The 21,088-nt window shown below is 69.5% G+C and carries 27 protein-coding genes; 18 read left to right on the top strand and 9 right to left on the bottom strand.

Annotated elements, in window-relative coordinates; translation table 11 throughout:
• The 6 genes from ruvC to dusB all read right to left on the bottom strand — a co-directional run bounded on the left by ruvC (position 1) and on the right by dusB (position 5,248).
• On the bottom strand, positions 1–552 hold the full coding sequence (ruvC, locus tag MW290_RS28855; protein ID WP_250197794.1) for a crossover junction endodeoxyribonuclease RuvC: 552 nt from the start codon (positions 550–552) through the stop codon (positions 1–3).
• The gene (locus MW290_RS28850; RefSeq protein WP_250197793.1) at positions 549–1,517 is read right to left on the bottom strand and encodes a phosphatidate cytidylyltransferase; all 969 of its coding nucleotides are present in this window, start codon (positions 1,515–1,517) and stop codon (positions 549–551) included. Before MW290_RS28850 ends, ruvC begins: the two co-directional genes overlap by 4 nt.
• The gene (locus MW290_RS28845; protein WP_250197792.1) at positions 1,514–2,140 is read right to left on the bottom strand and encodes a lysophospholipid acyltransferase family protein; all 627 of its coding nucleotides are present in this window, start codon (positions 2,138–2,140) and stop codon (positions 1,514–1,516) included. The genes MW290_RS28850 and MW290_RS28845 overlap by 4 nt, the downstream gene beginning before the upstream one ends.
• A gap of 244 nt (positions 2,141–2,384) precedes the next feature.
• Entirely contained in the window at positions 2,385–3,956 is a 1,572-nt protein-coding gene (gene purH / locus MW290_RS28840; RefSeq protein WP_250197791.1) for a bifunctional phosphoribosylaminoimidazolecarboxamide formyltransferase/IMP cyclohydrolase, read from the bottom strand.
• 10 nt (positions 3,957–3,966) lie between these two features.
• The gene (locus MW290_RS28835; RefSeq protein WP_250197790.1) at positions 3,967–4,203 is read right to left on the bottom strand and encodes a helix-turn-helix domain-containing protein; all 237 of its coding nucleotides are present in this window, start codon (positions 4,201–4,203) and stop codon (positions 3,967–3,969) included.
• A 19-nt stretch (positions 4,204–4,222) separates the two neighbouring features.
• Entirely contained in the window at positions 4,223–5,248 is a 1,026-nt protein-coding gene (gene dusB / locus MW290_RS28830) for a tRNA dihydrouridine synthase DusB (protein ID WP_250197789.1), read from the bottom strand.
• 105 nt (positions 5,249–5,353) lie between these two features.
• On the opposite strand from dusB, the gene MW290_RS28825 reads away from it, so the two are divergent.
• Together MW290_RS28825 and MW290_RS28820 are read left to right on the top strand one after the other, a co-directional pair.
• Entirely contained in the window at positions 5,354–5,848 is a 495-nt protein-coding gene (locus tag MW290_RS28825) for a YqaA family protein (protein WP_250197788.1), read from the top strand.
• Between the two features lie 29 nt (positions 5,849–5,877).
• Positions 5,878–7,368, top strand: coding sequence for a carboxypeptidase M32 (locus MW290_RS28820; RefSeq protein WP_250197787.1), 1,491 nt, complete (start codon positions 5,878–5,880; stop codon positions 7,366–7,368).
• Positions 7,369–7,414: 46 nt separating this feature from the next.
• Here MW290_RS28820 and MW290_RS28815 read toward each other — a convergent pair whose 3' ends face one another.
• Entirely contained in the window at positions 7,415–9,694 is a 2,280-nt protein-coding gene (locus tag MW290_RS28815; RefSeq protein WP_250197786.1) for a heavy metal translocating P-type ATPase, read from the bottom strand.
• A gap of 75 nt (positions 9,695–9,769) precedes the next feature.
• Between MW290_RS28815 and cadR the strand changes: the two genes are divergently transcribed.
• From cadR to tatC, 15 genes are all read left to right on the top strand, one after another.
• Positions 9,770–10,204, top strand: coding sequence for a Cd(II)/Pb(II)-responsive transcriptional regulator (gene cadR / locus MW290_RS28810; protein ID WP_250197785.1), 435 nt, complete (start codon positions 9,770–9,772; stop codon positions 10,202–10,204).
• 60 nt (positions 10,205–10,264) lie between these two features.
• Complete coding sequence (gene argB / locus MW290_RS28805) at positions 10,265–11,170, top strand: acetylglutamate kinase (protein ID WP_250197784.1); 906 nt, start codon at positions 10,265–10,267, stop codon at positions 11,168–11,170.
• 229 nt (positions 11,171–11,399) lie between these two features.
• Complete coding sequence (locus MW290_RS28800) at positions 11,400–11,783, top strand: hypothetical protein (protein WP_250197783.1); 384 nt, start codon at positions 11,400–11,402, stop codon at positions 11,781–11,783.
• Between the two features lie 51 nt (positions 11,784–11,834).
• On the top strand, positions 11,835–12,560 hold the full coding sequence (locus tag MW290_RS28795; RefSeq protein ID WP_250197782.1) for a pyrimidine 5'-nucleotidase: 726 nt from the start codon (positions 11,835–11,837) through the stop codon (positions 12,558–12,560).
• A gap of 71 nt (positions 12,561–12,631) precedes the next feature.
• Complete coding sequence (slmA, locus tag MW290_RS28790; RefSeq protein WP_250197781.1) at positions 12,632–13,276, top strand: nucleoid occlusion factor SlmA; 645 nt, start codon at positions 12,632–12,634, stop codon at positions 13,274–13,276.
• Positions 13,277–13,323: 47 nt separating this feature from the next.
• On the top strand, positions 13,324–13,974 hold the full coding sequence (gene pdeM, locus MW290_RS28785; RefSeq protein WP_250197780.1) for a ligase-associated DNA damage response endonuclease PdeM: 651 nt from the start codon (positions 13,324–13,326) through the stop codon (positions 13,972–13,974).
• Between the two features lie 46 nt (positions 13,975–14,020).
• On the top strand, positions 14,021–14,890 hold the full coding sequence (locus MW290_RS28780) for an ATP-binding protein (protein WP_250197779.1): 870 nt from the start codon (positions 14,021–14,023) through the stop codon (positions 14,888–14,890).
• On the top strand, positions 14,887–15,330 hold the full coding sequence (locus MW290_RS28775; RefSeq protein WP_250197778.1) for an NUDIX domain-containing protein: 444 nt from the start codon (positions 14,887–14,889) through the stop codon (positions 15,328–15,330). The genes MW290_RS28780 and MW290_RS28775 overlap by 4 nt, the downstream gene beginning before the upstream one ends.
• 9 nt (positions 15,331–15,339) lie before the next feature.
• Entirely contained in the window at positions 15,340–15,729 is a 390-nt protein-coding gene (gene hisI, locus MW290_RS28770; protein WP_250197777.1) for a phosphoribosyl-AMP cyclohydrolase, read from the top strand.
• Positions 15,726–16,073 (top strand): phosphoribosyl-ATP diphosphatase, encoded by a 348-nt coding sequence (locus MW290_RS28765; protein WP_250197776.1) that lies wholly within the window; start codon positions 15,726–15,728, stop codon positions 16,071–16,073. Before hisI ends, MW290_RS28765 begins: the two co-directional genes overlap by 4 nt.
• Positions 16,074–16,108: 35 nt before the next feature.
• Positions 16,109–16,492 (top strand): DUF4870 family protein, encoded by a 384-nt coding sequence (locus MW290_RS28760; RefSeq protein WP_250197775.1) that lies wholly within the window; start codon positions 16,109–16,111, stop codon positions 16,490–16,492.
• 18 nt (positions 16,493–16,510) lie between these two features.
• Positions 16,511–16,858, top strand: a complete 348-nt coding sequence (locus tag MW290_RS28755) for a histidine triad nucleotide-binding protein (protein WP_250197774.1) — start codon at positions 16,511–16,513, stop codon at positions 16,856–16,858.
• A gap of 66 nt (positions 16,859–16,924) precedes the next feature.
• On the top strand, positions 16,925–17,170 hold the full coding sequence (tatA, locus tag MW290_RS28750) for a Sec-independent protein translocase subunit TatA (protein ID WP_250197773.1): 246 nt from the start codon (positions 16,925–16,927) through the stop codon (positions 17,168–17,170).
• 41 nt (positions 17,171–17,211) lie between these two features.
• Entirely contained in the window at positions 17,212–17,694 is a 483-nt protein-coding gene (gene tatB / locus MW290_RS28745; RefSeq protein ID WP_250197772.1) for a Sec-independent protein translocase protein TatB, read from the top strand.
• A complete protein-coding gene (tatC, locus tag MW290_RS28740) occupies positions 17,691–18,482 on the top strand; it encodes a twin-arginine translocase subunit TatC (RefSeq protein WP_250197771.1) in 792 nt (263 codons plus the stop codon). The genes tatB and tatC overlap by 4 nt, the downstream gene beginning before the upstream one ends.
• A gap of 6 nt (positions 18,483–18,488) precedes the next feature.
• On the opposite strand, the gene MW290_RS28735 is transcribed toward tatC, so the two are convergent.
• Entirely contained in the window at positions 18,489–19,655 is a 1,167-nt protein-coding gene (locus MW290_RS28735; protein ID WP_250197770.1) for a S1C family serine protease, read from the bottom strand.
• A 22-nt stretch (positions 19,656–19,677) separates the two neighbouring features.
• Here MW290_RS28735 and MW290_RS28730 point away from each other — a divergent pair, with 22 nt between their 5' ends.
• Positions 19,678–20,427 carry a Nif3-like dinuclear metal center hexameric protein gene (locus MW290_RS28730; RefSeq protein ID WP_250197769.1) on the top strand — a complete coding sequence of 250 codons (750 nt, stop codon included), beginning with the start codon at positions 19,678–19,680 and terminating at the stop codon, positions 20,425–20,427.
• On the opposite strand, the gene MW290_RS28725 is transcribed toward MW290_RS28730, so the two are convergent.
• A complete protein-coding gene (locus tag MW290_RS28725; protein WP_250197768.1) occupies positions 20,424–20,957 on the bottom strand; it encodes an outer membrane beta-barrel protein in 534 nt (177 codons plus the stop codon). The genes MW290_RS28730 and MW290_RS28725 overlap by 4 nt on opposite strands.
• Positions 20,958–21,088 lie beyond the last annotated feature (131 nt).

The raw sequence follows: 21,088 nt of genomic DNA, 5'->3' as shown, positions 1-21,088 counted from the left end.
TCAGTAGACGCGGCCGCGGCGGTAGCTGGCGTGGGTCTTGCGCGCCAGCGTGGTGGCCTGGGCCAGCGCGGCCAGCGAGTGGCCGGCATGGGCCTGCGCAATGGCCAGGCCCAGCGCGTCGGCGGCGTCCTTGCCGGGCACGCCGGGCAGCGACAGCAGCCGCGACACCATGGCCTGCACCTGCTCCTTGCGGGCCGAGCCGGTGCCCACCACGGCCTTCTTCATCTGCAGCGCGGTGTGCTCGGCCACCGGCAGGCCGCGCGCCACCAGCGCCGCCAGCGCCGCGCCGCGCGCCTGGCCCAGCAGCAGCGTGCTCTGCGGGTTGACGTTGACGAACACGATCTCCACCGAAGCCTGGTCGGGCGTGTAGCGGGCGATCACCTCGGTCACCCCTTCGAAGATGATCTTCAGCCGCGCCGGCAGGTTGCCGCGGTCGGCCGACGCCGTCTTGATCGTGCCGCTGGCCACATACGCCAGCCGCGGCCCGTCGACGTCGATCACGCCGAAGCCGGTGGTCTGCAGGCCGGGGTCGATGCCTAAGATTCGAGTCAAAGGTGGAAGTACCAGCGCACGAAGTGGAAGAAAACCGGGGCGGCGAAGCACAAGGGTGCGACCCGGTCCAGCAGGCCCACGGCGCCGGTGACGGCGCTGCGGTTGCCCCAATGGTGCACCCCGGCGTCGCGCTTGAGGGCCTTCATCACGAATTCGCCGAAGGTGCCGCTGCCGGCCGCGATGAAGGCCATGGCCAGCGCCTGGCCTGCCTTGAAGGGCGTGGCCCAGTACAGCAGTGCACCCGCCAGCGCCGCCGCCAGCGCGCCCAGCGCCAAGGCCCGCATCGAGAAACTGCGGCTGATCAGCCGCGCCACCGGCCGGCGGCGCAGCCAGCGGCTGGCGCCTTCCTGCGCCAGCTGCGCGATGACCACCACGAACACCAGGAAGAACAGCAGGAAGGCGCCGCGCCCCTCGTAGTTGGGAAAGTCCAGCAGCAGCAGCGCCGGCGCATGGCTGAGGCCGTACACGCACACCACGATGCCCCACTGGATCTTGGCGTTGCGTTCCAGGAAGCGCTCGGGGTCGCCGGCCAGCGCGCTCACCACCGGCAGCGCAAAGAACACGTACACCGGGATGAACACGGTGAAGAGGTCGAAGTGCCGGGTGCCTACGATCAGGTACTGCAGTGGCAGCACCACGAAGAAGGCCAGGATCAGGCTGCGGTGGTCGCTGCGCCGGGTGTGCTGCAGCGTGATGAACTCGCGCAGCGCCAGGAACGAGACGATGCCGAACAGCAGCGTCGCGCCCAGCGCGCCCCATACCCAGGCCAGCCAGAACAGCACCGCGCCGGTCCACAGCGCGCGCAGGTCGCGCTTCAGGTGCCGGCCGGTGGCGCCGTTGGAGGCTTCGGGGTGGCGCAGCGACCAGCCGACCACCGCCGCGGTGGCCATCATCAGCAGGCCGAAGACGATGACGAAGAGCAGGGCGACCTGCTGGTCGACGCCCAGGTTGCGCAGCAGGGTCATGACACCGCCCGTGGGCGCAGCGCGATCACGGCGTCGCGGGCGCGGGCCAGGAAGGCGTTCTTGTCCTCGCCCAGCATCGGTGCCACCGGGGCGCCGAAGGTCACGGTGCACAGCACCGGCACCGGCACCACCTCGCCTTTGGGCATCACCCGCTGCACGTTGTCGATCCAGGTGGGGATGAGCTTGACCTCAGGAAAGCGCGTGGCCAGGTGGTAAAGGCCGCTCTTGAAGGCGGCCGGCTCTTCCTTCGCGCCGCGGGTGCCTTCCGGAAAGATCACCAGCGAGTCGCCCTGTTCCAGCGCGGCGACCAGCGGCTCCAGCGGGTCCTGGTCGTGGGTGCGCTGGCGGTCGACATAGACGGCGTGGAACACCTCGCGGGTGATCCAGTGCTTGAGCTTGCTGGCCGTCCAGTAGTCGCGCGCCGCGATCGGCCGCGTGCTGGCCCGCAGGTCCAGCGGCAGCGCGGCCCAGATCAGCACCCAGTCCAGGTGGCTCTGGTGGTTGGCGAAGTAGATGCGCTGCTCCGCCTTGGGCGGGCAGCCCTTCCAGTGCCCCTGCGCCCCCGTGACCAACCGGGCCACGAAGGCCAGCGTGAGGCCGGCCGCGTCGACTAGGAAGCTCATGGGGCCGGCGCCGGGCCGCTCCCAAGCGGCCCCGCTCCCCCTCGGGGGGGCGACGCCGAAGGCGTCTTGGGGGTGAACCATTCAGGGGCCGGCGCCGGGCCGCTCCCAAGCGGCCCCGCTCCCCCTCGGGGGGACGACGCCGAAGGCGTCTTGGGGGTGAACCATTCAGGGGCCGGCGCCGGGCCGCTCCCAAGCGGCCCCGCTCCCCCTCGGGGGGGCGACGCCGAAGGCGTCTTGGGGGTCATCAGTGTCGGAAGTGGCGGGTGCCGGTCAACACCATCGCGATGCCGCGCTCATCGGCCGCGGCGATCACCTCGTCGTCGCGCATGCTGCCGCCCGGCTGGATGACGCAGGTCGCACCGGCGTCGCACACCACGTCCAGGCCGTCGCGGAACGGGAAGAACGCGTCGCTGGCCACCGCGGTGCCCTGCAGCGTGAGGCCGGCATTGCCCGCCTTGATGGAGGCGATGCGGGCGGAGTCGATGCGGCTCATCTGGCCCGCGCCCACGCCCATGGTCATCCCGTCGGCGCAGAACACGATGGCATTGCTCTTGACGAACTTGGCCACCTTCCAGGCGAACAGCAGGTCTTCCATCTGTTGCGCGGTGGGCTGCTGCTTCGTCACGACGCGCAGATCGGCCGGCTGCACGTTCTTGGCATCGGCCGACTGCACCAGCAGGCCGCCGCCCACGCGCTTGAAGTCCAGCGTGTTCATCGCGTCGGCCAGCGGCACTTCCAGCAGGCGCACGTTCTGCTTGCCGGCAAACACCTCACGCGCCTCGGCGGTGATGGCCGGGGCGATCAGCACCTCGACGAACTGCTTGACCACCAGCTGCGCGGCCTGCGCGTCCAGCGGGCGGTTGAAGGCGATGATGCCGCCGAAAGCCGAGGTCGGGTCGGTCTTGAAGGCCTTGGCATACGCCTCGGCCGCGGAGGCCGCCACCGCCACGCCGCAGGGGTTGGCATGCTTGACGATGACGCAGGCGGGTGCGCTGAAGGTCTTCACGCATTCCCAGGCCGCGTCGGCATCGGCGATGTTGTTGTACGAGAGTTCCTTGCCCTGCAGCTGGTGCCAGCCGGCCAGCGTGCCGGGGGCCGGCTGCGCATCGCGGTAGAAGGCGGCGCTCTGGTGCGGGTTCTCGCCGTAGCGCATGTCCTGCACCTTGCTGAACTGCAGGCTCAGCACGGCCGGGTATTCGTGGCGCTGCGGCACCTGCGGCGTGGCCAGCTCCGAGCCGGCCTGCAGGCCGCTCAGGTAGTTGGCGATCATGCCGTCGTAGGCGGCGGTGTGCGCAAACACCTTCTTGGCCAGCATGAACTTGGTGGTGCGGTCCACGCTGCCGTCCTTCAGCTCGGCCAGCACGCGCGGGTAGTCGGCGGGGTCGATCACCACCGCCACGTCCTGCCAGTTCTTGGCCGCGGCGCGCAGCATCGCGGGGCCGCCGATGTCGATGTTCTCGATGGCGTCGTCCAGCGTGCAGCCGGCCTTGGCGGTGGCCTGCGCGAACGGGTAGAGGTTGATCACCAGCAGGTCGATGGTGTTGATGCCGTGCTCGGCCAGCGCCGCCATGTGGGCGGGCACATCGCGCCGGGCCAGCAGGCCGCCGTGGATGCGCGGATGCAGCGTCTTCACGCGGCCGTCCAGCATCTCGGGGAAGCCGGTGACTTCGGACACCTCGGTCACGGGCAGGCCCGATTCGGCCAGCAGCTTGGCGGTACCGCCGGTGGACAGCAGCTTGACGCCGGCAGCGTGCAGTTCGCGGGCGAACTCGACGATGCCGGTCTTGTCGGAGACGGAGAGCAGTGCGGTGGTCATGGCGCGGGCCTTACTTGATGAGCTTGTGTTCGAGCAGCTTTCGCCGGAGGGTGTTGCGGTTGATGCCGAGCCACTCGGCGGCCTTGCTCTGGTTGCCTTGTGCATGCGCCATCACCACGTCGAGCATGGGCTTCTCGACGGCGTTCAGGATCATCTCGTGCACCGAGTGCGGCTCCACGCCGCGCAGGTCGCGGAAATACTGCTCCAGGCTCTCGCGCACGCAGGCTTCGAGGTGTTTTTTCGTCATGTACGGAAAGGGAAAGGGATCAGGCCGACAAGGCCAGCAGGCTGTCGTTGGCGGGCAGCCGTTCATGCTGCTCGGCCAGGCGGTCGAACCATTCGGTCACCGCCTGCAGCTGCTGCTCGCAGTTGTCGATCAGGTTCATGCGGGCGCGGAACTCGGCGCCCCCCGGCAGGGCATGCACCGCCCAGCCGATGTGCTTGCGGGCGCTGCGCACGCCCGACTGTTCGCCATACAGGCCGTAGTGGTCGAGCAGGTGCGCCACCAGCCAGCCGCGCACGTCGGCCACGGGCGGCGGCGGCAGCAGGGTGCCGGTGGCCAGGTAGTGGGCGATCTCGCGGAAGATCCACGGCCGGCCCTGGGCGGCGCGGCCCACCATCAGTGCATCGGCGCCGGTGGCGGCCAGCACGGCCTTGGCCTTCTGCGGTGAGTCGATGTCGCCATTGGCCACCACCGGGATGCGCAGCGCGGCCTTGACGGCGGCGATGGTGTCGTACTCGGCCTGGCCGCTGTAGCCCTGCTCGCGGGTGCGGCCGTGCACCGTGACCATGGCCACGCCGGCAGCCTCGGCTGCACGGGCCATGGCCACCGCATTGCGCTCGGTGTCGCACCAGCCGGTGCGCATCTTCAGCGTGACGGGCACGCCCTGCGGCGCGCAGGCCTGCACCACCGCCTCGACGATGCGCAGCGCCAGCGGCTCGTTGCGCATCAGCGCCGAGCCAGCCCACACGTTGCACACCTTCTTGGCCGGGCAGCCCATGTTGATGTCGATGACCTGGGCGCCGCGGTCGATGTTGTAACGGGCGGCATCGGCCATCTCGGCCGGATCGACCCCCGCCACCTGCACCGCGATGGGGGCGCTTTCGCCGGTGTGGTCGGCGCGGCGCGAGGTTTTCAGGCTTTTCCACAGCTCGCGCTTGGAAGTGACCATCTCGCTGACCGCATAGCCCGCGCCCAGCCGCTTGCACAGCACGCGGAAGGGGCGGTCGGTGACCCCGGCCATCGGGGCGACGAAGAGCCGGTTCGGCAGCTCGATCGGGCCGATCTTCATGGGCGGGGGAGGGGGTGGTGCTGAAAAAGGAGGCAGGAGTATAGCGGCGCGGCCGCGCTCATCCGGGCGGTTGGCGGGGGTGTGGGCTCGTGATAATGCGGCCCGATGGAAAGCTGGTTGCAGGCCGCCATGGCCGCGGTGATGAATGCGCTGGCCCTGCCCGAAGTGGGCCTGGGCGCGGTGTTCCTGGTGTCGCTGGTGTCGGCCACGCTGCTGCCGCTGGGCTCGGAGCCGGCGGTGTTCGCGCTGGTTAAGCTCGACCCCACCATGTTCTGGCCCACGGTGCTGGTGGCCACGCTGGGCAACACGGCCGGCGGCGCCATCAGCTGGTGGATGGGCTATGGCGCCGAGCTGGCCTACGAGAAGGCCACCCACCACAGCGCCGACCACCGCGCGCTGCGCTGGCTGCAGCGCTTCGGCCCCAAGGCCTGCCTGCTGGCCTGGCTGCCGGTGGTGGGCGACCCGCTGTGCGCGGTGGCCGGCTGGCTGCGCCTGCCCTTCTGGCCCTGCGTGGGCTACATGGCGGTGGGCAAGTTCCTGCGCTATGTGACGATGACGGCCGGCCTGCTGTGGGTCTTTCCGGGCCGCTTCACCCCTTGATGCCCCCTCTCGATCGCACCGGAGCCACGATGAGCACCACCCCCTGCTACGACGAACTGGCCCGGCACTGCCTGCGCCTTCACCGCTTCGACCACCTGGCGGCCATCGGCGGCTGGGACCGTGCCGCCAAGATGCCGCCCAAGGGCAACGATGCCCGCAGCGCCGCGCTGGCCGAGCTGGCCGGCCTGATGCACCGGCTGCGCACCGACCCCAGCCTGCGCGAGCGGCTGGACCGCGCCGAGCAGGAGCCGCTGGACGAGTTGCAGCGCGCCAACCTGCGAGAGATCCGCCGCGACTGGTTCAATGCCAATGCGCTGCCCGAATCGCTGGTGCAGGCGCGGCAACTGGCCACCTCGCGCTGCGAGCATGCCTGGCGCCAGCAGCGCCCGGCCAACGACTGGGCCGGCTTCGTCGAGCACTTCCGCGAGGTGCTGCGCGTGGGCCGCGAGGAGGCGCGGCTGCTGAGCGAGCAGTCGGGCCTGTCGAAGTACGACGCGCTGATGGACCGCTACGAGCCCGGCATGACCTGCGCCACGGTGGACCGGGTGTTCGGCGAGGTGCGGCAGTGGCTGCCCGACCTGATCGCCCGCGCCACCGAGCGCCAGCGCAGCCGGCCACTGATCGAGCCGGTGGGCCCGTTCCCGGTGGCGCAGCAGCGTGCGCTGTGCGAGGCGGCGATGCGGCTGATGGGCTTCGACTTCAGCGCCGGCCGGCTGGACGTGAGCGCCCATCCCTTCTCGGGCGGCGTGCCCGAGGACGTGCGGCTGACCACCCGCTACAACACCGAGGAGTTCCTGATCAGCCTGATGGGCACCATCCACGAGACGGGCCATGGCCGCTACGAGCAGAACCTGCCGCGGGCGCTGCTGGGCCAGCCGGTGGCGCTGGCGCGCTCGATGGCCATCCATGAAAGCCAGTCGCTGAGCTTCGAGATGCAGCTGGGCCGCAGTCGCGCCTTCGTCGAGCAGCTGGCGCCGCTGGTGGCCGAGCACCTGGGCCCGCAGCCGGCCTTCGAGGCCGAGAACCTGTGGCGCCTGCTCACCCGCGTGGCGCCCGGCCGCATCCGTGTGGACGCGGACGAGGTGACCTACCCGGCCCATGTGATCCTGCGCTACGAGATCGAGCGGCCGTTGATCGAAGGCGAGATCGAGGCCGAGGACATCCCCGCGCTGTGGAACGCCAAGATGCAGGAACTGCTGGGCATCGACACCACCGGCGACTACGCCAACGGCCCGCTGCAGGACGTGCACTGGCCCGAGGCGCTGTTCGGCTACTTTCCCTGCTATTCGCTGGGTGCGATGTACGCGGCGCAGTGGTTCGCCGCGATGCGGCGCGCGGTGCCCGACACCGACACCCGCGTGGCCCAAGGCGATTTCACGCCAGTGTTCGGCTGGCTCGATCAGCACATCTGGCAGCAGGGCTCACGCTGGACCACCGACGAACTGGCGCTGCGGGCCAGCGGCGAGACGCTGAACCCGGCGCACTTCAAGGCGCACCTGGAGGCGCGCTACCTCGGTTGATTGGTGCCCCCAAGCTCGCTGCGCTCGCGCCCCCCCGAGGGGGAGCTCAGTCCCTTGGGGCGGCCCGGCGGGACTGAGGTCGGAGCAGTCGGAGGCCGTTGCCGACCACCAGCAGGCTGGCCCCCATGTCCGCAAACACCGCCATCCACATGGTGGCCTCGCCCATCACTGCCGCCACCAGGAAGGCGGCCTTGATGCCCAGGGCCAGCGTGATGTTCTGCCACAGCACCGCATGGGTGCGGCGCGACAGGCGCACCGTCTCGGCGATGCGCCGCAGGTCGTCGTTCATCACCACCACGTCGGCGGCCTCGGCCGCGATGTCGGTGCCGGCGCCGCCCATCGCGATGCCGATGTCGGCCGTGGCGAGCGCCGGCGCATCGTTGATGCCATCACCGGCCATGGCCGTGGGGCCATGGCGCTGCTGCAGCGCCTTCAGCTGCACCAGCTTGTCCTCGGGCAGCAGGTTGCCATGGGCCTGGCCGATGCCGGCTTCGCGTGCCACCGCCTGCACCGTGGCGTCGTTGTCGCCGCTCAGCATCACGGCCTGCAGGCCCAGCGCGCGCAGATCGGCCACGGCCTCGGCGGCATGCGGCTTGACCGTGTCGGCCACCGCGAACAGGGCCAGCGCCCGCTGCTCGTCGGCCAGCAGCGTGACGCTGCGGCCGGCGGTTTCGTGCTCGCGCAGCGCGGCTTCCAGCGCCGGGCTGCACAGGCCTCGCTCTTCCATCAGCCGGTGGTTGCCCAGCACATAGGCCCGGCCATCCACCTGGCCGGCGGTGCCGCGGCCGGTGAGGGCCTGGCTGCCGATGACCTCCGCGGGCGTGGCCTTCAGCCCCGCGGCGATGGCGCCCGAGACCGGGTGGCTCGAGGCCTGGGCCAGGCTGGCCGCGATGCGCTCGACCTCGGCCGCGGGCATCGCCACCCCCTCCAGCACCTGCCAGTGCACCAGCACCGGCTTGCCGTGGGTGATGGTGCCGGTCTTGTCGAAGGCCACGGCCTTGAGCTTGCGCGCTTCTTCCAGGAAGCTGCCGCCCTTGATCAGGATGCCGCGCCGCGCCGCCGCGGCCAGACCGCTGACCACGGTCACCGGCGTGCTGATGACCAGCGCGCAGGGGCAGGCGATGACCAGCAGCACCAGCGCCTTGTAGACGGCCTGCAGCCAGTCCCAGCCGGCCAGCCAGGGGCCCAGCAAGGCCACCGCCAGTGCGATGGCGAACACCAGCGGCGTGTACACCGCCGCAAAGCGGTCGACGAAGCGCTGCGTGGGCGCCCGCGCGCCCTGGGCCTGTTCCACCGCCTGGACGATGCGTGCCAGCGTGCTCTGGTCGTGCGGCTTGGTGACGCGCAGCTCCAGCGTGCCTGCCTGGTTGACGGTGCCGGCGAACAGCGGGTCGCCCTCGGCCTTGTCCACCGGCAGGCTTTCGCCGGTGACGGCTGACTGGTCGACTGCGCTGCGCCCGGCCACCACGCTGCCATCGAGCGCGATGCGCTCACCCGGCCGCACCCGCAGCACCGCGCCCACCGGCACCTGCGCGGCGGGTTGTTCCAGCCAACGGCCATCGGGCTGGCGCACCTGCGCCACGGCCGGCGACAGCGCCAGCAGCCCCTGCACCGCCTGCCGTGAGCGGTCGACGGCCTTGGCCTCGATGGCTTCGGCCAGCGCATACAGCGCCATCACCATCGCCGCCTCGGGCCATTGGCCGATGACGAAGGCGCCGGTCACGGCCACGGCCATCAGCGCATTGATGTTCAGGCGGCCATGGCGCAGCGCCTGCAGCCCCTTGGCGTAGGTGGACAGCCCGGCCAGGCCGATGGCGGCCGCCGCCACGGCCATGCCGGCCACCTGCCAGGGCAGCGTGTCGGGTGCCAGGAAATTCAGCAGCTCGGCGACCAGCGCCAGCACCAACCCGGCCACCAGCCGCGGCGTCTGGCTGGGCGGCGCGGCCACGGTGGCCTCGGCCTGCAGCAGCGTGGCGCTGTAGCCGGCGCGGCGGATGGCCTCGGCCGCGGCCTGCACCACTGGCGGCTCGGCTTCCACGGTCAGCGTGCGGCTGCCCAGGTGGAAGTGCAGCGCCTGGATGCCGGCCAGCGGCTCCAGCGCGCGGCGGATGTCGGCTTCTTCGGCGGCGCAGTCCATCTGCGGCACGTGCAGGCGCGTGCCGCGTCCACTGGCCGGCGGTGGCTCGGCGGGGCCATGATCGTGGGCGTGCCCGTGGTCATGGTCATGACCATGTGGATGCCCGTGATGATGGCCATGAGCGTGGCCGCAGCAGCCGCCAGCGGCGGTGGGCTGTGCAGGGTGGAGGGGAATGTGTCCGTGAGCCATGGCTGCATTGCAAACCCTGAAGCCGCTCCAGAGTCAAGCGGCTACAGTGGCGCCATCAGCAGCCTGGGAGCCCACATGCGCATCGGGGAACTGGCCAAGGCGGCCGGCATGGACGTGGACACCGTGCGCTTCTACGAGAAGTCGGGCCTGTTGCCCGCGCCAGCGCGCGGCGACAACAACTACCGCCACTACGACCGTGGGGCGCTGCAGCGGCTGCGCTTCATCGCCAACTGCCGCGCGTTGGACATGAGCCTGGACGAAATCCGCGTGCTGCTGGCCCACATGGACCAGCCGGGCGCGGATTGTTCGGCCGTGGACGCGGTGGTGGCCGAGCACCTGGGCCATGTGCGCGAGCGCATCGCCGCGCTGCAGCTGCTGGAGCGGCAGCTCACGCTGCTGCAGAGCAGCTGCCAGCATGCGGGCAGCGGCGAGTTGTGCGGCATCGTGCTGGCGCTGGGCGAAGCCCGGCCGGCCGATGCGCCGCCGGCCCGTGGTGTGCACAGCCGCTGAACCTTGTCACGGCCCGTCCCTACAATCGCGGATCACTTTTGCTGCATCGCACCAACCGCCATGACTGCACCCACCGTTCCCGACCTCCAGCACATCGCGCCGCGTGAGCAGGCCGAGATCCTGGCGCAGGCCTTGCCGTACATCCGCAAGTTCCACGGCAAGACCATCGTCATCAAGTACGGCGGCAACGCGATGATCGACCCGGTGCTGCAGCAGGACTTCGCCGAAGACGTGGTGCTGCTCAAGCTGGTGGGCATGAATCCGGTGGTGGTGCACGGCGGCGGCCCGCAGATCGACGAGGCGCTGAGCCGCCTGGGCAAGAAGGGCACCTTCATCCAGGGCATGCGCGTCACCGACGAAGAAACCATGGAAGTGGTGGAGTGGGTGCTGGCCGGCCAGGTGCAGCAGGACATCGTGGGCCTGATCAACGCCGCCGGCGGCAAGGCCGTGGGCCTGACCGGCCGCGACGGCGGGCTGATCCGCGCGCGCAAGCTCAAGATGGTTGACAAGAACGACCCCAGCATCGAGCACGACGTCGGCCAGGTGGGCGAGATCGAGTCGATCGACCCCAGCGTGGTCAAGGCGCTGCAGGACGACCAGTTCATCCCCGTCATCTCGCCGCTGGGCTTTGGCGCCAGCAACGAGAACTACAACATCAACGCCGACGTGGTGGCCGGCAAGCTGGCCGAGGTGCTGCGCGCCGAAAAGCTGATCCTGCTGACCAACACGCCGGGCGTGCTGGACAAGTCCGGCAAGCTGCTGACCGACCTGTCGGCCCGCCAGATCGACGAGCTGTTCGCCGACGGCACCATCAGCGGCGGCATGCTGCCCAAGATCGCCGGTGCGCTGGACGCGGCCAAGGGCGGCGTCAACGCGGTGCACATCATCGACGGCCGGGTGCCGCACGCCATGCTGCTCGAAATCCTGTCGGAGCAGGCCTACGGCACCATGATCCGCTCCCATTGAGCTGTTGAAACGGCGCCATGGCGCCGCAGCGTTGTAGGTATCGGCCGACATCGTCGGCCATCTTTACCGTCTCACCCCACAACATCACGCAAAAAGCGGCGTCGCGCCAGGGGTGTGCCTGCATTGTTCGTGTGGGCGCAATGGCGCGTTGCGATCCCGCGGGTTTTTCCGCTCAGGGTTGATCCCTACAGTCCATCTCACTGACCAACGTCATTGAAAGGACCTAGACATGAAGACCCGTTTCATCGCCGCCGCCTCCCTGGTTGCTCTGCTGGCTTCGGGCGGCGCATTCGCCCAGTCCGACGTGTCCCGCGTGGACGTGGTGGGCCGCAACACGGCCAACGCCTGGAACAACGGCGACACCAACGGCAACCGTGAGCCGGTCAGCTACAGCAATGCCGTCAGCCGCGCTGAAGTGAACGCCCAGACGCGCGCTGCCATGGCCGCCGGCGACCGCTTCGCCATCGGCGACACCTGGGGCCAGCAGCTGGGCCAGCGTTTCCAGCAGCCTGAAATGGCTACCGCGCAAGCCAAGACCCGCGACGAAGTGCGCGCCGAAACGCTGCGCGCCATGCGCAACGACCAGATCGTCTACGGCGACACCAACAGCTGATCTGACTGACAGGTCGCCGCCGGTGCGCGGCGGCCATGCGACCATCGTTGCATGACCGCTCGCTGCACCTGGCTCTTCGACCTCGACGATACCCTCCACGACGCTGGCGCCTACGTTTTCGGGGCGCTGCATGAGTCGATGGGGGTTTTCGTGCAACGGGAGTTGCGCGTTCCCCCGGAAGAAGCCGACCGCCTGCGCCGCCAGTACTGGTTGCGCTACGGCGCCACCTTGCTGGGCTTGATGAAGCACCACGGCGTCAAGGCGGCGCACTTCCTGCACGAAACCCACCTGCTGCCCGGCCTGGAAGAGCGCGTCACCGGCCATCGCCACGACCTGGCGGTGCTGCGCCGGCTGCCCGGCCGCAAGCTCATACTGACCAATGCGCCGCGTGCCTATGCGCTGCGGGTGCTGCAGGCGCTGGGCATCTCCGGCCTGTTCGATGGCGTGATCGCCATCGAGGACATGGCCATGTTCGGCCACCTGCGGCCCAAGCCCGACGCCCGCATGCTGCGCGCGCTCGCGGCCCGGCTGCGGGTGCCGCCCTCGCGCTGCGTGCTGGTGGAAGACACGCTGGACCACCAGAAATCGGCCCGCGCCATCGGCATGCACACGGTGTGGATGCAGCGCTTCGGCCGCCGCGGCTCGCCGGCCAGGGCCCGGCGCCAGCGCTGGACCATGCAGCCGGCCTACGTGGACCGCAAGACGGGCCGCCTGGCCGACCTGCTGCGCCCCGGCAAGCACCGGCCGAAGGCGCTGTCAAACCATCGGGACGCGTGATCGTGGGGGGAGCGTGAAATTGTTTCCACGTGCAAGAATCGGTGAAACCGCCGACTCTTTCGCATGGGGCGATGACCGATCTTTCGTCAATACCTGAGCACGATCCGCTGGACACTGCCGTCGACGTGCCATCGCGAAAGCGGCCCAAGCCCGGTGAGCGGCGGGTGCAGATCCTGGAAACCCTCGCGCTGATGCTGGAGCAGCCCGGCGCCGAACGGGTGACCACGGCTGCATTGGCGGCACGCCTTGAAGTGAGCGAGGCCGCGCTGTACCGCCACTTCGCCAGCAAGGCCCAGATGTTCGAGGCGCTGATCGAGTTCATCGAAAGCAGCGTGTTCACCCTGGTCAACCAGATCGTCGAGCGCGAGCCGCTGGGCCAGGTGCAGGCGCAGCGCACCATCGGCGTGTTGCTGCAGTTCGCCGAGAAAAACCCCGGCATGGTGCGCGTGATGGTGGGCGATGCCCTCGTCTACGAGAACGAGCGCCTGTCCACCCGCATGAACCAGTTCTTCGAGCGGCTGGAATCGGTGCTGCGGCAAAGCCTGCGCGGCGCGGCCGAGCGGGCCGGTTCAGGCACGCCCACGGTGGACGGCCAGGTGCGTGCTTCGGTGCTGACCTCGTTCGCGGTCGGCCGGCTGCAGCGTTACGCCCGCTCGGGCTTCAAGCGCCTGCCCACCGAGCACCTCGACGCTTCGCTGCAGCTGCTCTCAGCCTGATCAAGTGGCGGCTCGGCCGTCTTTCGCGTGGCTGCTACCGTAGCGCCATGCTCGACCTCACCTGGGGCGGCGAACAGTTCCGCCTGCTGCCGCAAAAAGCGGCCTACCTGCCCGACCACCACACCCTGCTCATCGCCGATGCCCACATCGGCAAGGCGGTGAGCTTTCGTCGCCTGGGCGTGCCGGTGCCGCGGGGCACCACCACCGAGAACCTGGCACTGATCGACCAGCTGCTGCAACAGCACGAGGTCCAGCACCTCGTGTTCCTCGGCGACCTGCTGCATTCGGCCCATGCGCATGGGCCCGACACGCTGGCCGCGATGGGCCGCTGGCGCGAGCGCCATCCGCGGCTGGACGTCACGCTGGTGCGCGGCAACCACGACGACCGCGCCGGCGACCCGCCCGGCTGGCTGGACATCCGCTGCGTGGACGAGCCGCTGCGCCTGGGCGGCCTGGCGCTGTGCCACCACCCGAAGCCGCGCATCGGCGCTCACGTGGTGGCCGGCCACCTGCACCCGGGCGCCTGGCTGGGCCGCGGCATCGACCGCGTGCGCGTGCCGTGCTTCCACCTGCGCGAGGGCGTGGCGGTGCTGCCGGCCTTCGGCAGCTTCACCGGGCTGCATCCGGTGGAGCGCCAGCCGGGCGAACGGCTGGTGGCGGTGGCCGACGGCCAGCTGTTCGAGGTGCCTGCTCGCTAAACTGCCCGGTTTGTGTTGCGCCGGCCGCCCCGCCGTTGCCCTTGCGATGTCCACCGATCTCGAACGATTGATGCAGCGCGCCGATGCGCTGCTGGCGCGGCTGGAAGCCGTGCTGCCGCTGCCGGCCGCCGCCCCCGACTGGAACGCCGCCATCGCCTGGCGCTACCGCAAGCGCCGCGGCGCCGGCGTGCTGGAGCCGGTGCGCCACGTGGCCAGCATCCGCCTGTCCGGCCTGCAGGAGATCGACGGCCAGAAGGAGCGCCTGGTGCGCAACACGCGCCAGTTCGTCGACGGCCGCGCGGCCAACAACGTGCTGTTGACGGGCGCCCGCGGCACCGGCAAGAGCTCGCTGGTCAAGGCCTGCCTGAATGAGTTCGCCGACCGCGGCTTGCGCCTGATCGAGGTGGACAAGGCCGACATGGTGGACCTGCCCGACCTGGTGGACCTGGTGGGCGACCGGCCCGAGCGCTTCATCGTGTTCTGCGACGACCTGAGCTTCGACGAGGGCGAGCCAGGCTACAAGGCGCTGAAGTCCATGCTCGACGGCTCGGTGGCCCAGGCCAGCGACAACGTGCTGATCTACGCCACCAGCAACCGCCGCCACCTGCTGCCCGAGTACATGAAGGAGAACCTCACGTACACCCACACCGAGGACGGCGAGGTGCACCCCGGCGAGGTGGTGGAGGAAAAGATCTCGCTGTCCGAGCGTTTTGGGCTGTGGATCAGCTTCTACCCCTTCAGCCAGGCCGAGTACCTGGCCATCGTGGCGCAGTGGCTACAGCACTTTGGCGTGGCCGAGGCGCGCATCGCCGCCGCGCGGCCCGAGGCGCTGGTGTGGGCGCTGGAGCGCGGCAGCCGCTCCGGTCGCGTGGCCTACCAGTTCGCGCGCGATTTTTCGGGCCGCAGCAGTTCATGACTGAGCCCCTTCGCGCCGAGCGCACCCCGGTGGACGTGGCCGTGGGCGTGCTGATCGACCCCGACGGCCGCTTCCTGCTGACCTCTCGCCCGGAGGGCAAGGTGTACGCCGGCTACTGGGAGTTTCCGGGCGGCAAGCTCGAAGCCGGCGAAACGGTGGAAGCCGCGCTGCGCCGCGAGCTGATCGAGGAGCTGGGCATCACCATCGGCCCGGTGCAGCCCTGGCGGGTGGAGATCGTCGACTACGAACATGCGCGGGTGCGGCTGCACTTCTGCAAGGTGTTCAGCTGGAGCGGCGAGTTCGAGATGCGCGAGCACCAGCAGATGGCCTGGAACCAGCTGCCGGTGCAGGTGCGGCCGGTGCTGCCGGGCACCGTGCCGGTGCTGGCCTGGTTTGCCGAAGAGCGCGGCTTTGCCGGCCCCACCCACCCCGAGACTTAAACTGCTCCCATGGATTGGCTCGACAGCATCAAGTGGGACCGCGACGGGCTGGTGCCCGTCATCGCCCAGGAACGCGGCAGCAAGGACGTGCTGATGTTCGCCTTCATGAACCGCGAGGCCCTGGCCCGCACCGCCGAGCTGGGCGAGGCGGTGTACTGGAGTCGCTCGCGCCAGCGGCTGTGGCACAAGGGCGAAGAGTCCGGCCACATCCAGAAGGTGCACGCGATGCGCCTGGACTGCGACGCCGACGTGCTGCTGCTGGAAGTGACCCAGCTGGGCCACGAGCCCGGCATCGCCTGCCACACCGGGCGCCATTCCTGCTTCTTCCAGCGCTACGAGAACGGCGCCTGGCACACCGTCGACCCGGTCTTGAAAGACCCCGAAAGCATCTACAAATGAGTGGCAACGACACGCTGGCCCGGCTGGGCGAGGTCATCGAATCGCGCAAGGGCGCCGACCCCGACAGCAGCTACGTCGCCCGGCTGTTCCACAAGGGCACCGACGCCATCTTGAAGAAGATCGGCGAGGAAGCCACCGAGACGGTGATGGCCGCCAAGGATGGCGACCGCAGCAAGATCGTCTACGAGGTGGCCGACCTGTGGTTCCACAGCCTGGTGGCGCTGGCGGCCTTCGACCTGAAGCCGGCCGACGTGCTCGCTGAACTTGAGCGCCGCGAAGGGCTCTCAGGTCTGGAAGAGTTCGCGCTGCGCAAGGTGAAGCAGCGCGAGCACCAGGGCGACTAGCCCGCTGGCCTGCCCATCACCCGCGAAGGACCGCCGTGAACCCCATCGTCGACGTCACCCCCGGCTCGCAGCGCGAACAGTCGCTGCGCACCATCGGGCACATCAGCTACGCGCTGCATGCCATCGTCGCGGTGGGTGCGGTGCTGCCGGCCTTCCAGCCGACGGTGCTGCTGCTGGTGGCGGCCTTCATCCTCGACCTGGTCAAGCGCAGCGATGCCGACGGCACCTGGCAGGAGTCCCACTTCAGCTGGCGCATCCGCAGCGTCGTGTGGGCGGCCGGCCTGTACCTGGTCACCGCGCCGCTGTGGCTGCTGTTCTTCGTGCCCGGGTGGATCGCCTGGGGCGTCATCTCCATCTGGTTCCTCTACCGCGTGGTGCGCGGCTGGCTCAGCCTGAACGACGGCCGGCCGATGCCCTGACCCCACACGCCCCTGCCCATGCACACCGACCCCAACTGCATCTTCTGCAAGATCGCCGCCGGCCAGATTCCTGCGCGCAAGGTCTACGAAGACGATGAGCTCATCGCCTTCCACGACATCGCGCCCTGGGCGCCGGTGCACATCCTCATCGTGCCGCGCGAGCACATCGGCTCGATGCAGGAGGTGACCGAAGCGCACCAGGCCCTGCTGGGCAAGATGATGGTGCTGAGCACGCGGCTGATGCGCGAACTGGGTGTGACCAACGGCTACCGCCACGTCGTCAACACCGGTGCCGATGGCGGCCAGGAAGTGCCCCATCTGCACCTGCATGTCATGGGCGGTCCCCGCCCATGGAACAAGGGCTGAGCCCCCCACGGCGAAGCTGTCATTTCGCCCCCCTAGAATCGTCGGATTCCCTCGAAGGAGATTGATATGGGTTCGTTCAGCATCTGGCATTGGCTGATCGTGTTGCTCGTGGTGGTGCTGATCTTCGGCACCAAGAAGCTGAAGAACATCGGCTCCGACCTCGGTGGTGCGGTCAAGGGATTCAAGGACGGCGTGCGCGGTGGCTCCGAAGGCGTCGGTGAAGCCGACGTGCCGCCGCAGCAGGTCACCGCTGCCCAGCGCGCCGCCGCCGACGCGCAGACGGTCGACGTCGAAGCCAAGCGCAAGTCCTGAGCCTCGTCGCGTCCTGATGAAGTTGCCTGCATGAGCGTCGGATGATCGATTTCGGTTTCGACAAGATCGCGCTGATCGGGGCGGTGGCGCTCATCGTCATCGGCCCTGAGCGCCTGCCGAAGGTGGCCCGCACCGTGGGCCACTTCGTCGGCAAGGCGCAGCGCTACGTGGCAGAGGTCAAGGCCGAGGTCAACCGGTCCATCGAGCTCGATGAGCTGAAGAAGATGAAGACGCAGTTCGAGGACGCGGCGCGCAACGTCGAGCAGACGGTGCACAGCGAGTTCAACCAGCACACCACCGACCTGCAGCGCGACTGGGACGATGCGGCCACCGCCGGCCTGGCGCCCGCGGTGGGCACCGATTCGCTCAGCACCCCGGTGCCCGAGTACCGGCATCCGGGCAAGAAGTGGCGCCTGAAGCGGGGCGCCATTCCGCATTGGTACAAGCAGCAAGCCGGCATCCGCACCAAGGCGCAGTCGGGCGCCGCGCGGGTGGCCCGTCACCGGCCGAAGCGCTGGTCATGAGTGCCCAAGAGAAAGACGAACTCGAAGGCACCGAGCAGCCCTTCGTTTCGCACCTGGTCGAGCTGCGCGACCGCCTGATCCGGGCGCTGATCGCCGTGGGCGTGGTGTTCGGCGGCCTGTGCCTGTGGCCCGGTCCCGGCGGTCTCTACGACCTGCTGGCCGCGCCGCTGGTGCACACGCTGCCGGCCGGCGCCACGCTGATCGCCACCAACGTGATCTCACCTTTCGTGGTGCCGCTCAAGATCACGCTGATGGCGGCCTTCCTGATCGCCTTGCCAGTGGTGCTGTGGCAGGTCTGGGCCTTCGTGGCGCCGGGCCTGTACTCGCACGAGAAGAAGCTGGTGCTGCCGCTGGTGGTCTCGAGCACGCTGCTGTTCTTCGTGGGGGTGGCGTTCTGCTACTTCTTCGTGTTCGGCCAGGTGTTCAAGTTCATCCAGAGCTTTGCGCCCAAGAGCATCACCGCCGCGCCTGACATCGAGGCCTACCTGAGCTTCGTGCTGACGATGTTCATCGCCTTCGGCGCCGCGTTCGAGGTGCCGATCGTGGTCATCGTGCTGGCGCGCATGGGCCTGGTCAGCATCGAGAAGCTGAAGTCCTTCCGCGGCTACTTCATCGTGCTGGCCTTCATCATTGCCGCGGTGATCACGCCGCCCGACGTGGTGTCGCAACTGGCGCTGGCGGTGCCGATGTGCCTGCTGTACGAGGTGGGCATCTGGGCGGCGCAGCTCTTCATCAAGCACACGCAGGCCCCGGACAGCGAGGCCGAGAGCAACACCAGCGCCAGCTGATCGGGCTCAGCGCGCCGGCTGCGCCCGAGGCCGCTGCGCGATCTTCACCGTCACGTCCACCGCCTGCTTGCCGCGCTGCACGCCGATGGCCACGCGGGTGTCGGGCTTCAGCGCGGCCACCGCGCCCAGCAGCTGCTGGGTGTTGGTGACGGCCTGGCCGTCCACCCGCGTCACCACGTCGCCGGGGCGGATGCCGCCCTGGCTGGCCGGGCCGTCCTGCAGTACGCCGGTGATCAGCACGCCCTCGGTCACCGGCAGCTGGAAGGTCTCGGCAATCTCCGGCGTCAGGTCGCGCGGCTCCACGCCGATCCAGCCGCGGGTCACGCTGCCGTCGCGGATCAGGCTTTCCATCACCTGCCGGGCCGAGTCCGCCGGAATGGCGAAGCCGATGCCCAGGCTGCCGCCGCTGCGCGAGAAGATGGCGGTGTTGATGCCCACCAGGTTGCCGTTCACGTCCACCAGCGCGCCGCCCGAGTTGCCGGGGTTGATGGCCGCGTCGGTCTGGATGAAGTTCTCGAAGGTGTTGATGCCCAGCCGGCTGCGGCCCAGCGCGCTGACGATGCCGGAGGTGACCGTCTGCCCCACCGCGAACGGGTTTCCGATGGCCAGCACGATGTCGCCCACCTGCAGCTCTTCCGAGCGGCCGAAGGTGATGGCGGGCAGCTTGTCCAGCGAGACCTTCAGCACCGCCACGTCGGTCTCGGGGTCGGCGCCGATCACCTGGGCCGAGGCCTGGCGGCCGTCGGCCAGCTGCACCTCGATCTCGCTGGCGCCGTCGATCACGTGGTTGTTGGTCAGCAGGTAGCCTTCGGGCGACACGATGACGCCCGAACCGAGGCCGCGCTGCGGTTCCTGGCGCTGGGCGCCGTTGCCCTCGCGGAAGAAGAAGCGGAACCAGGGGTCTTCGGCATGCGGGTTGCGCTGCGGCGCGCGCATCGCGGTGACGCTGACCACCGACGGCGAGGCCTTGCGCGCCGCGGTGCTGTAGCCCGCCATCGGCGCGCTGGCCGGCAGGGCAGACGCCACGGGCGCGCTGACGATGGAGACGATCTCGGGCAGCAGCGTCTGCCCGGCGCGGCGAGACAGCCAGTCGGGCTTGAGCGTCGCCACCACGAACAGCACGGCCAGGGCCACCGTGACCGCCTGCGAGAAAATGAGCCAGGTTCTACGCATGCAACAGGAAAGAAGGCGAGAGATGGTCCAGCGCAATGAGGTCGAAGCCTATCTGGGCCGTTTGTTGGCCGTGGACCGCTTCAAGGATTATGGGCCGAACGGTCTGCAGGTCGAGGGCGGCGCCGAGGTGCACCGCATCGTCTCCGGCGTCACCGCCAGCCGGGCGCTGATCGAGGCGGCCATTGCCGACGGGGCCGACACGATCCTGGTGCACCACGGCCTGTTCTGGCGCGGCCAGGACGGCCGGCTGACCGGCTGGCTGAAGGCGCGGGTGCAACTGCTGATGGCCCATGGCATCAACCTGTTCGCCTACCACCTGCCGCTGGACGCGCATGCCGACCTCGGCAACAACGCGCAGCTGGGCCGGCAGCTGGGGCTGGTGGCCGATGCGCGCTTCGGCGAGCAGGAGCTGGGCTTCATCGGCCAGGCCAGCGGCCTGGACAGCGCACAGGCGCTGGCGCTGCGGGTGGAGGCGGCGCTGGGCCGCGCGCCGGTGCTGCTGCCCGGCGATGGCCGGCCGCTGCGGCGCGTGGCCTGGTGCACCGGCGGGGCGCAGGGCTACTTCGAGGCGGCGATCGCCGCGGGGGCCGATGCCTTCATCACCGGCGAGATCTCGGAGCCGCAGGCCCACATCGCCCGCGAGACGGGCGCGGCTTTCCTGGCCTGCGGCCACCATGCCACCGAGCGCTATGGCGCGCCCGCGGTGGCCGAGCACCTGGCGCAGACCTACGGCCTGCAGCACAGGTTCATCGATATATCGAATCCAGCTTAGAACGAGACGTTCAGGCCGATCGAGTACTGGTCGGTGTTGCTCTTCTGGTCGAAGGCGTCCAGGCGATAGCGTTCCCATTCGCCGCGGATGGCCATGGTCTTGGACAGGTTGTACTGCACGCCCAGGCCGAACTTCGGGATGGTGCTGCGGTCGCTGTCGCCGCCGGCGCGGGTCTTCACGCTGGCCACGCCCAGCTTGGCCAGTGCCGTCCAGTCGGTGGCAAAGGGCAGCATGCCCACCGCGTCCAGCGCCACACCGTCGGCCTTGGCGTCACCGCCGTTGCCGCTCAACTTGCCCAGGCGGAAGGCGCTGCCTTCCAGTGCGAAGTTGGGGTTGAACTGGTAGCCGCCGTACAGCTTCAGGCCGGTGCCCGACGAGTCGCCGGACACGCCGTTGATGTTGTCACCGCGCCAGTCGGGCTTGGCGATGGAGCCGCCGACGTACAGACCCTCGGCCATCGCGGGCACGGCGCTGGCGGCCAGCAGGGCGGCGGCGATGGCAACGCGGGTGCGGTTCTTCGAGTTCGTCATGAATGCTTGTCCTCTTCAAGTGCCGGCGGTTGCCAGCGTGGAACCATGTTGGAAGGGCCGCGTGAAGAAGGTGCCGGGCTTTGCGTGAAATGTTGTTGCGCCACCGGTGACGGTTCGATGCAGGCGTCAGC

It is taken from the genome of Aquincola tertiaricarbonis (assembly GCF_023573145.1).
Taxonomy (GTDB): domain Bacteria; phylum Pseudomonadota; class Gammaproteobacteria; order Burkholderiales; family Burkholderiaceae_C; genus Aquincola; species Aquincola tertiaricarbonis_B.
Note: the sequence above shows the minus strand (reverse complement) of the source record. Positions and strands in the feature narration are given on the sequence as shown.

Bases quoted from the DNA above. Each gene is read 5' to 3' on its own strand.
- MW290_RS28725 (WP_250197768.1), bottom strand. From the start codon at position 20,957: ATGACGAACTCGAAGAACCGCACCCGCGTTGCCATCGCCGCCGCCCTG.
- MW290_RS28820 (WP_250197787.1), top strand. From the start codon at position 5,878: ATGAGCACCACCCCCTGCTACGACGAACTGGCCCGGCACTGCCTGCGC.
- MW290_RS28755 (WP_250197774.1), top strand. From the start codon at position 16,511: ATGCACACCGACCCCAACTGCATCTTCTGCAAGATCGCCGCCGGCCAG.
- dusB (WP_250197789.1), bottom strand. From the start codon at position 5,248: ATGAAGATCGGCCCGATCGAGCTGCCGAACCGGCTCTTCGTCGCCCCG.
- cadR (WP_250197785.1), top strand. From the start codon at position 9,770: ATGCGCATCGGGGAACTGGCCAAGGCGGCCGGCATGGACGTGGACACC.
- MW290_RS28765 (WP_250197776.1), top strand. From the start codon at position 15,726: ATGAGTGGCAACGACACGCTGGCCCGGCTGGGCGAGGTCATCGAATCG.
- MW290_RS28780 (WP_250197779.1), top strand. From the start codon at position 14,021: ATGTCCACCGATCTCGAACGATTGATGCAGCGCGCCGATGCGCTGCTG.
- MW290_RS28825 (WP_250197788.1), top strand. From the start codon at position 5,354: ATGGAAAGCTGGTTGCAGGCCGCCATGGCCGCGGTGATGAATGCGCTG.
- slmA (WP_250197781.1), top strand. From the start codon at position 12,632: ATGACCGATCTTTCGTCAATACCTGAGCACGATCCGCTGGACACTGCC.
- MW290_RS28775 (WP_250197778.1), top strand. From the start codon at position 14,887: ATGACTGAGCCCCTTCGCGCCGAGCGCACCCCGGTGGACGTGGCCGTG.
- tatC (WP_250197771.1), top strand. From the start codon at position 17,691: ATGAGTGCCCAAGAGAAAGACGAACTCGAAGGCACCGAGCAGCCCTTC.
- hisI (WP_250197777.1), top strand. From the start codon at position 15,340: ATGGATTGGCTCGACAGCATCAAGTGGGACCGCGACGGGCTGGTGCCC.
- MW290_RS28850 (WP_250197793.1), bottom strand. From the start codon at position 1,517: ATGACCCTGCTGCGCAACCTGGGCGTCGACCAGCAGGTCGCCCTGCTC.
- MW290_RS28735 (WP_250197770.1), bottom strand. From the start codon at position 19,655: ATGCGTAGAACCTGGCTCATTTTCTCGCAGGCGGTCACGGTGGCCCTG.
- tatA (WP_250197773.1), top strand. From the start codon at position 16,925: ATGGGTTCGTTCAGCATCTGGCATTGGCTGATCGTGTTGCTCGTGGTG.
- pdeM (WP_250197780.1), top strand. From the start codon at position 13,324: ATGCTCGACCTCACCTGGGGCGGCGAACAGTTCCGCCTGCTGCCGCAA.
- tatB (WP_250197772.1), top strand. From the start codon at position 17,212: ATGATCGATTTCGGTTTCGACAAGATCGCGCTGATCGGGGCGGTGGCG.
- argB (WP_250197784.1), top strand. From the start codon at position 10,265: ATGACTGCACCCACCGTTCCCGACCTCCAGCACATCGCGCCGCGTGAG.
- MW290_RS28815 (WP_250197786.1), bottom strand. From the start codon at position 9,694: ATGGCTCACGGACACATTCCCCTCCACCCTGCACAGCCCACCGCCGCT.
- MW290_RS28800 (WP_250197783.1), top strand. From the start codon at position 11,400: ATGAAGACCCGTTTCATCGCCGCCGCCTCCCTGGTTGCTCTGCTGGCT.
- MW290_RS28845 (WP_250197792.1), bottom strand. From the start codon at position 2,140: ATGAGCTTCCTAGTCGACGCGGCCGGCCTCACGCTGGCCTTCGTGGCC.
- MW290_RS28835 (WP_250197790.1), bottom strand. From the start codon at position 4,203: ATGACGAAAAAACACCTCGAAGCCTGCGTGCGCGAGAGCCTGGAGCAG.
- MW290_RS28795 (WP_250197782.1), top strand. From the start codon at position 11,835: ATGACCGCTCGCTGCACCTGGCTCTTCGACCTCGACGATACCCTCCAC.
- purH (WP_250197791.1), bottom strand. From the start codon at position 3,956: ATGACCACCGCACTGCTCTCCGTCTCCGACAAGACCGGCATCGTCGAG.
- MW290_RS28730 (WP_250197769.1), top strand. From the start codon at position 19,678: ATGGTCCAGCGCAATGAGGTCGAAGCCTATCTGGGCCGTTTGTTGGCC.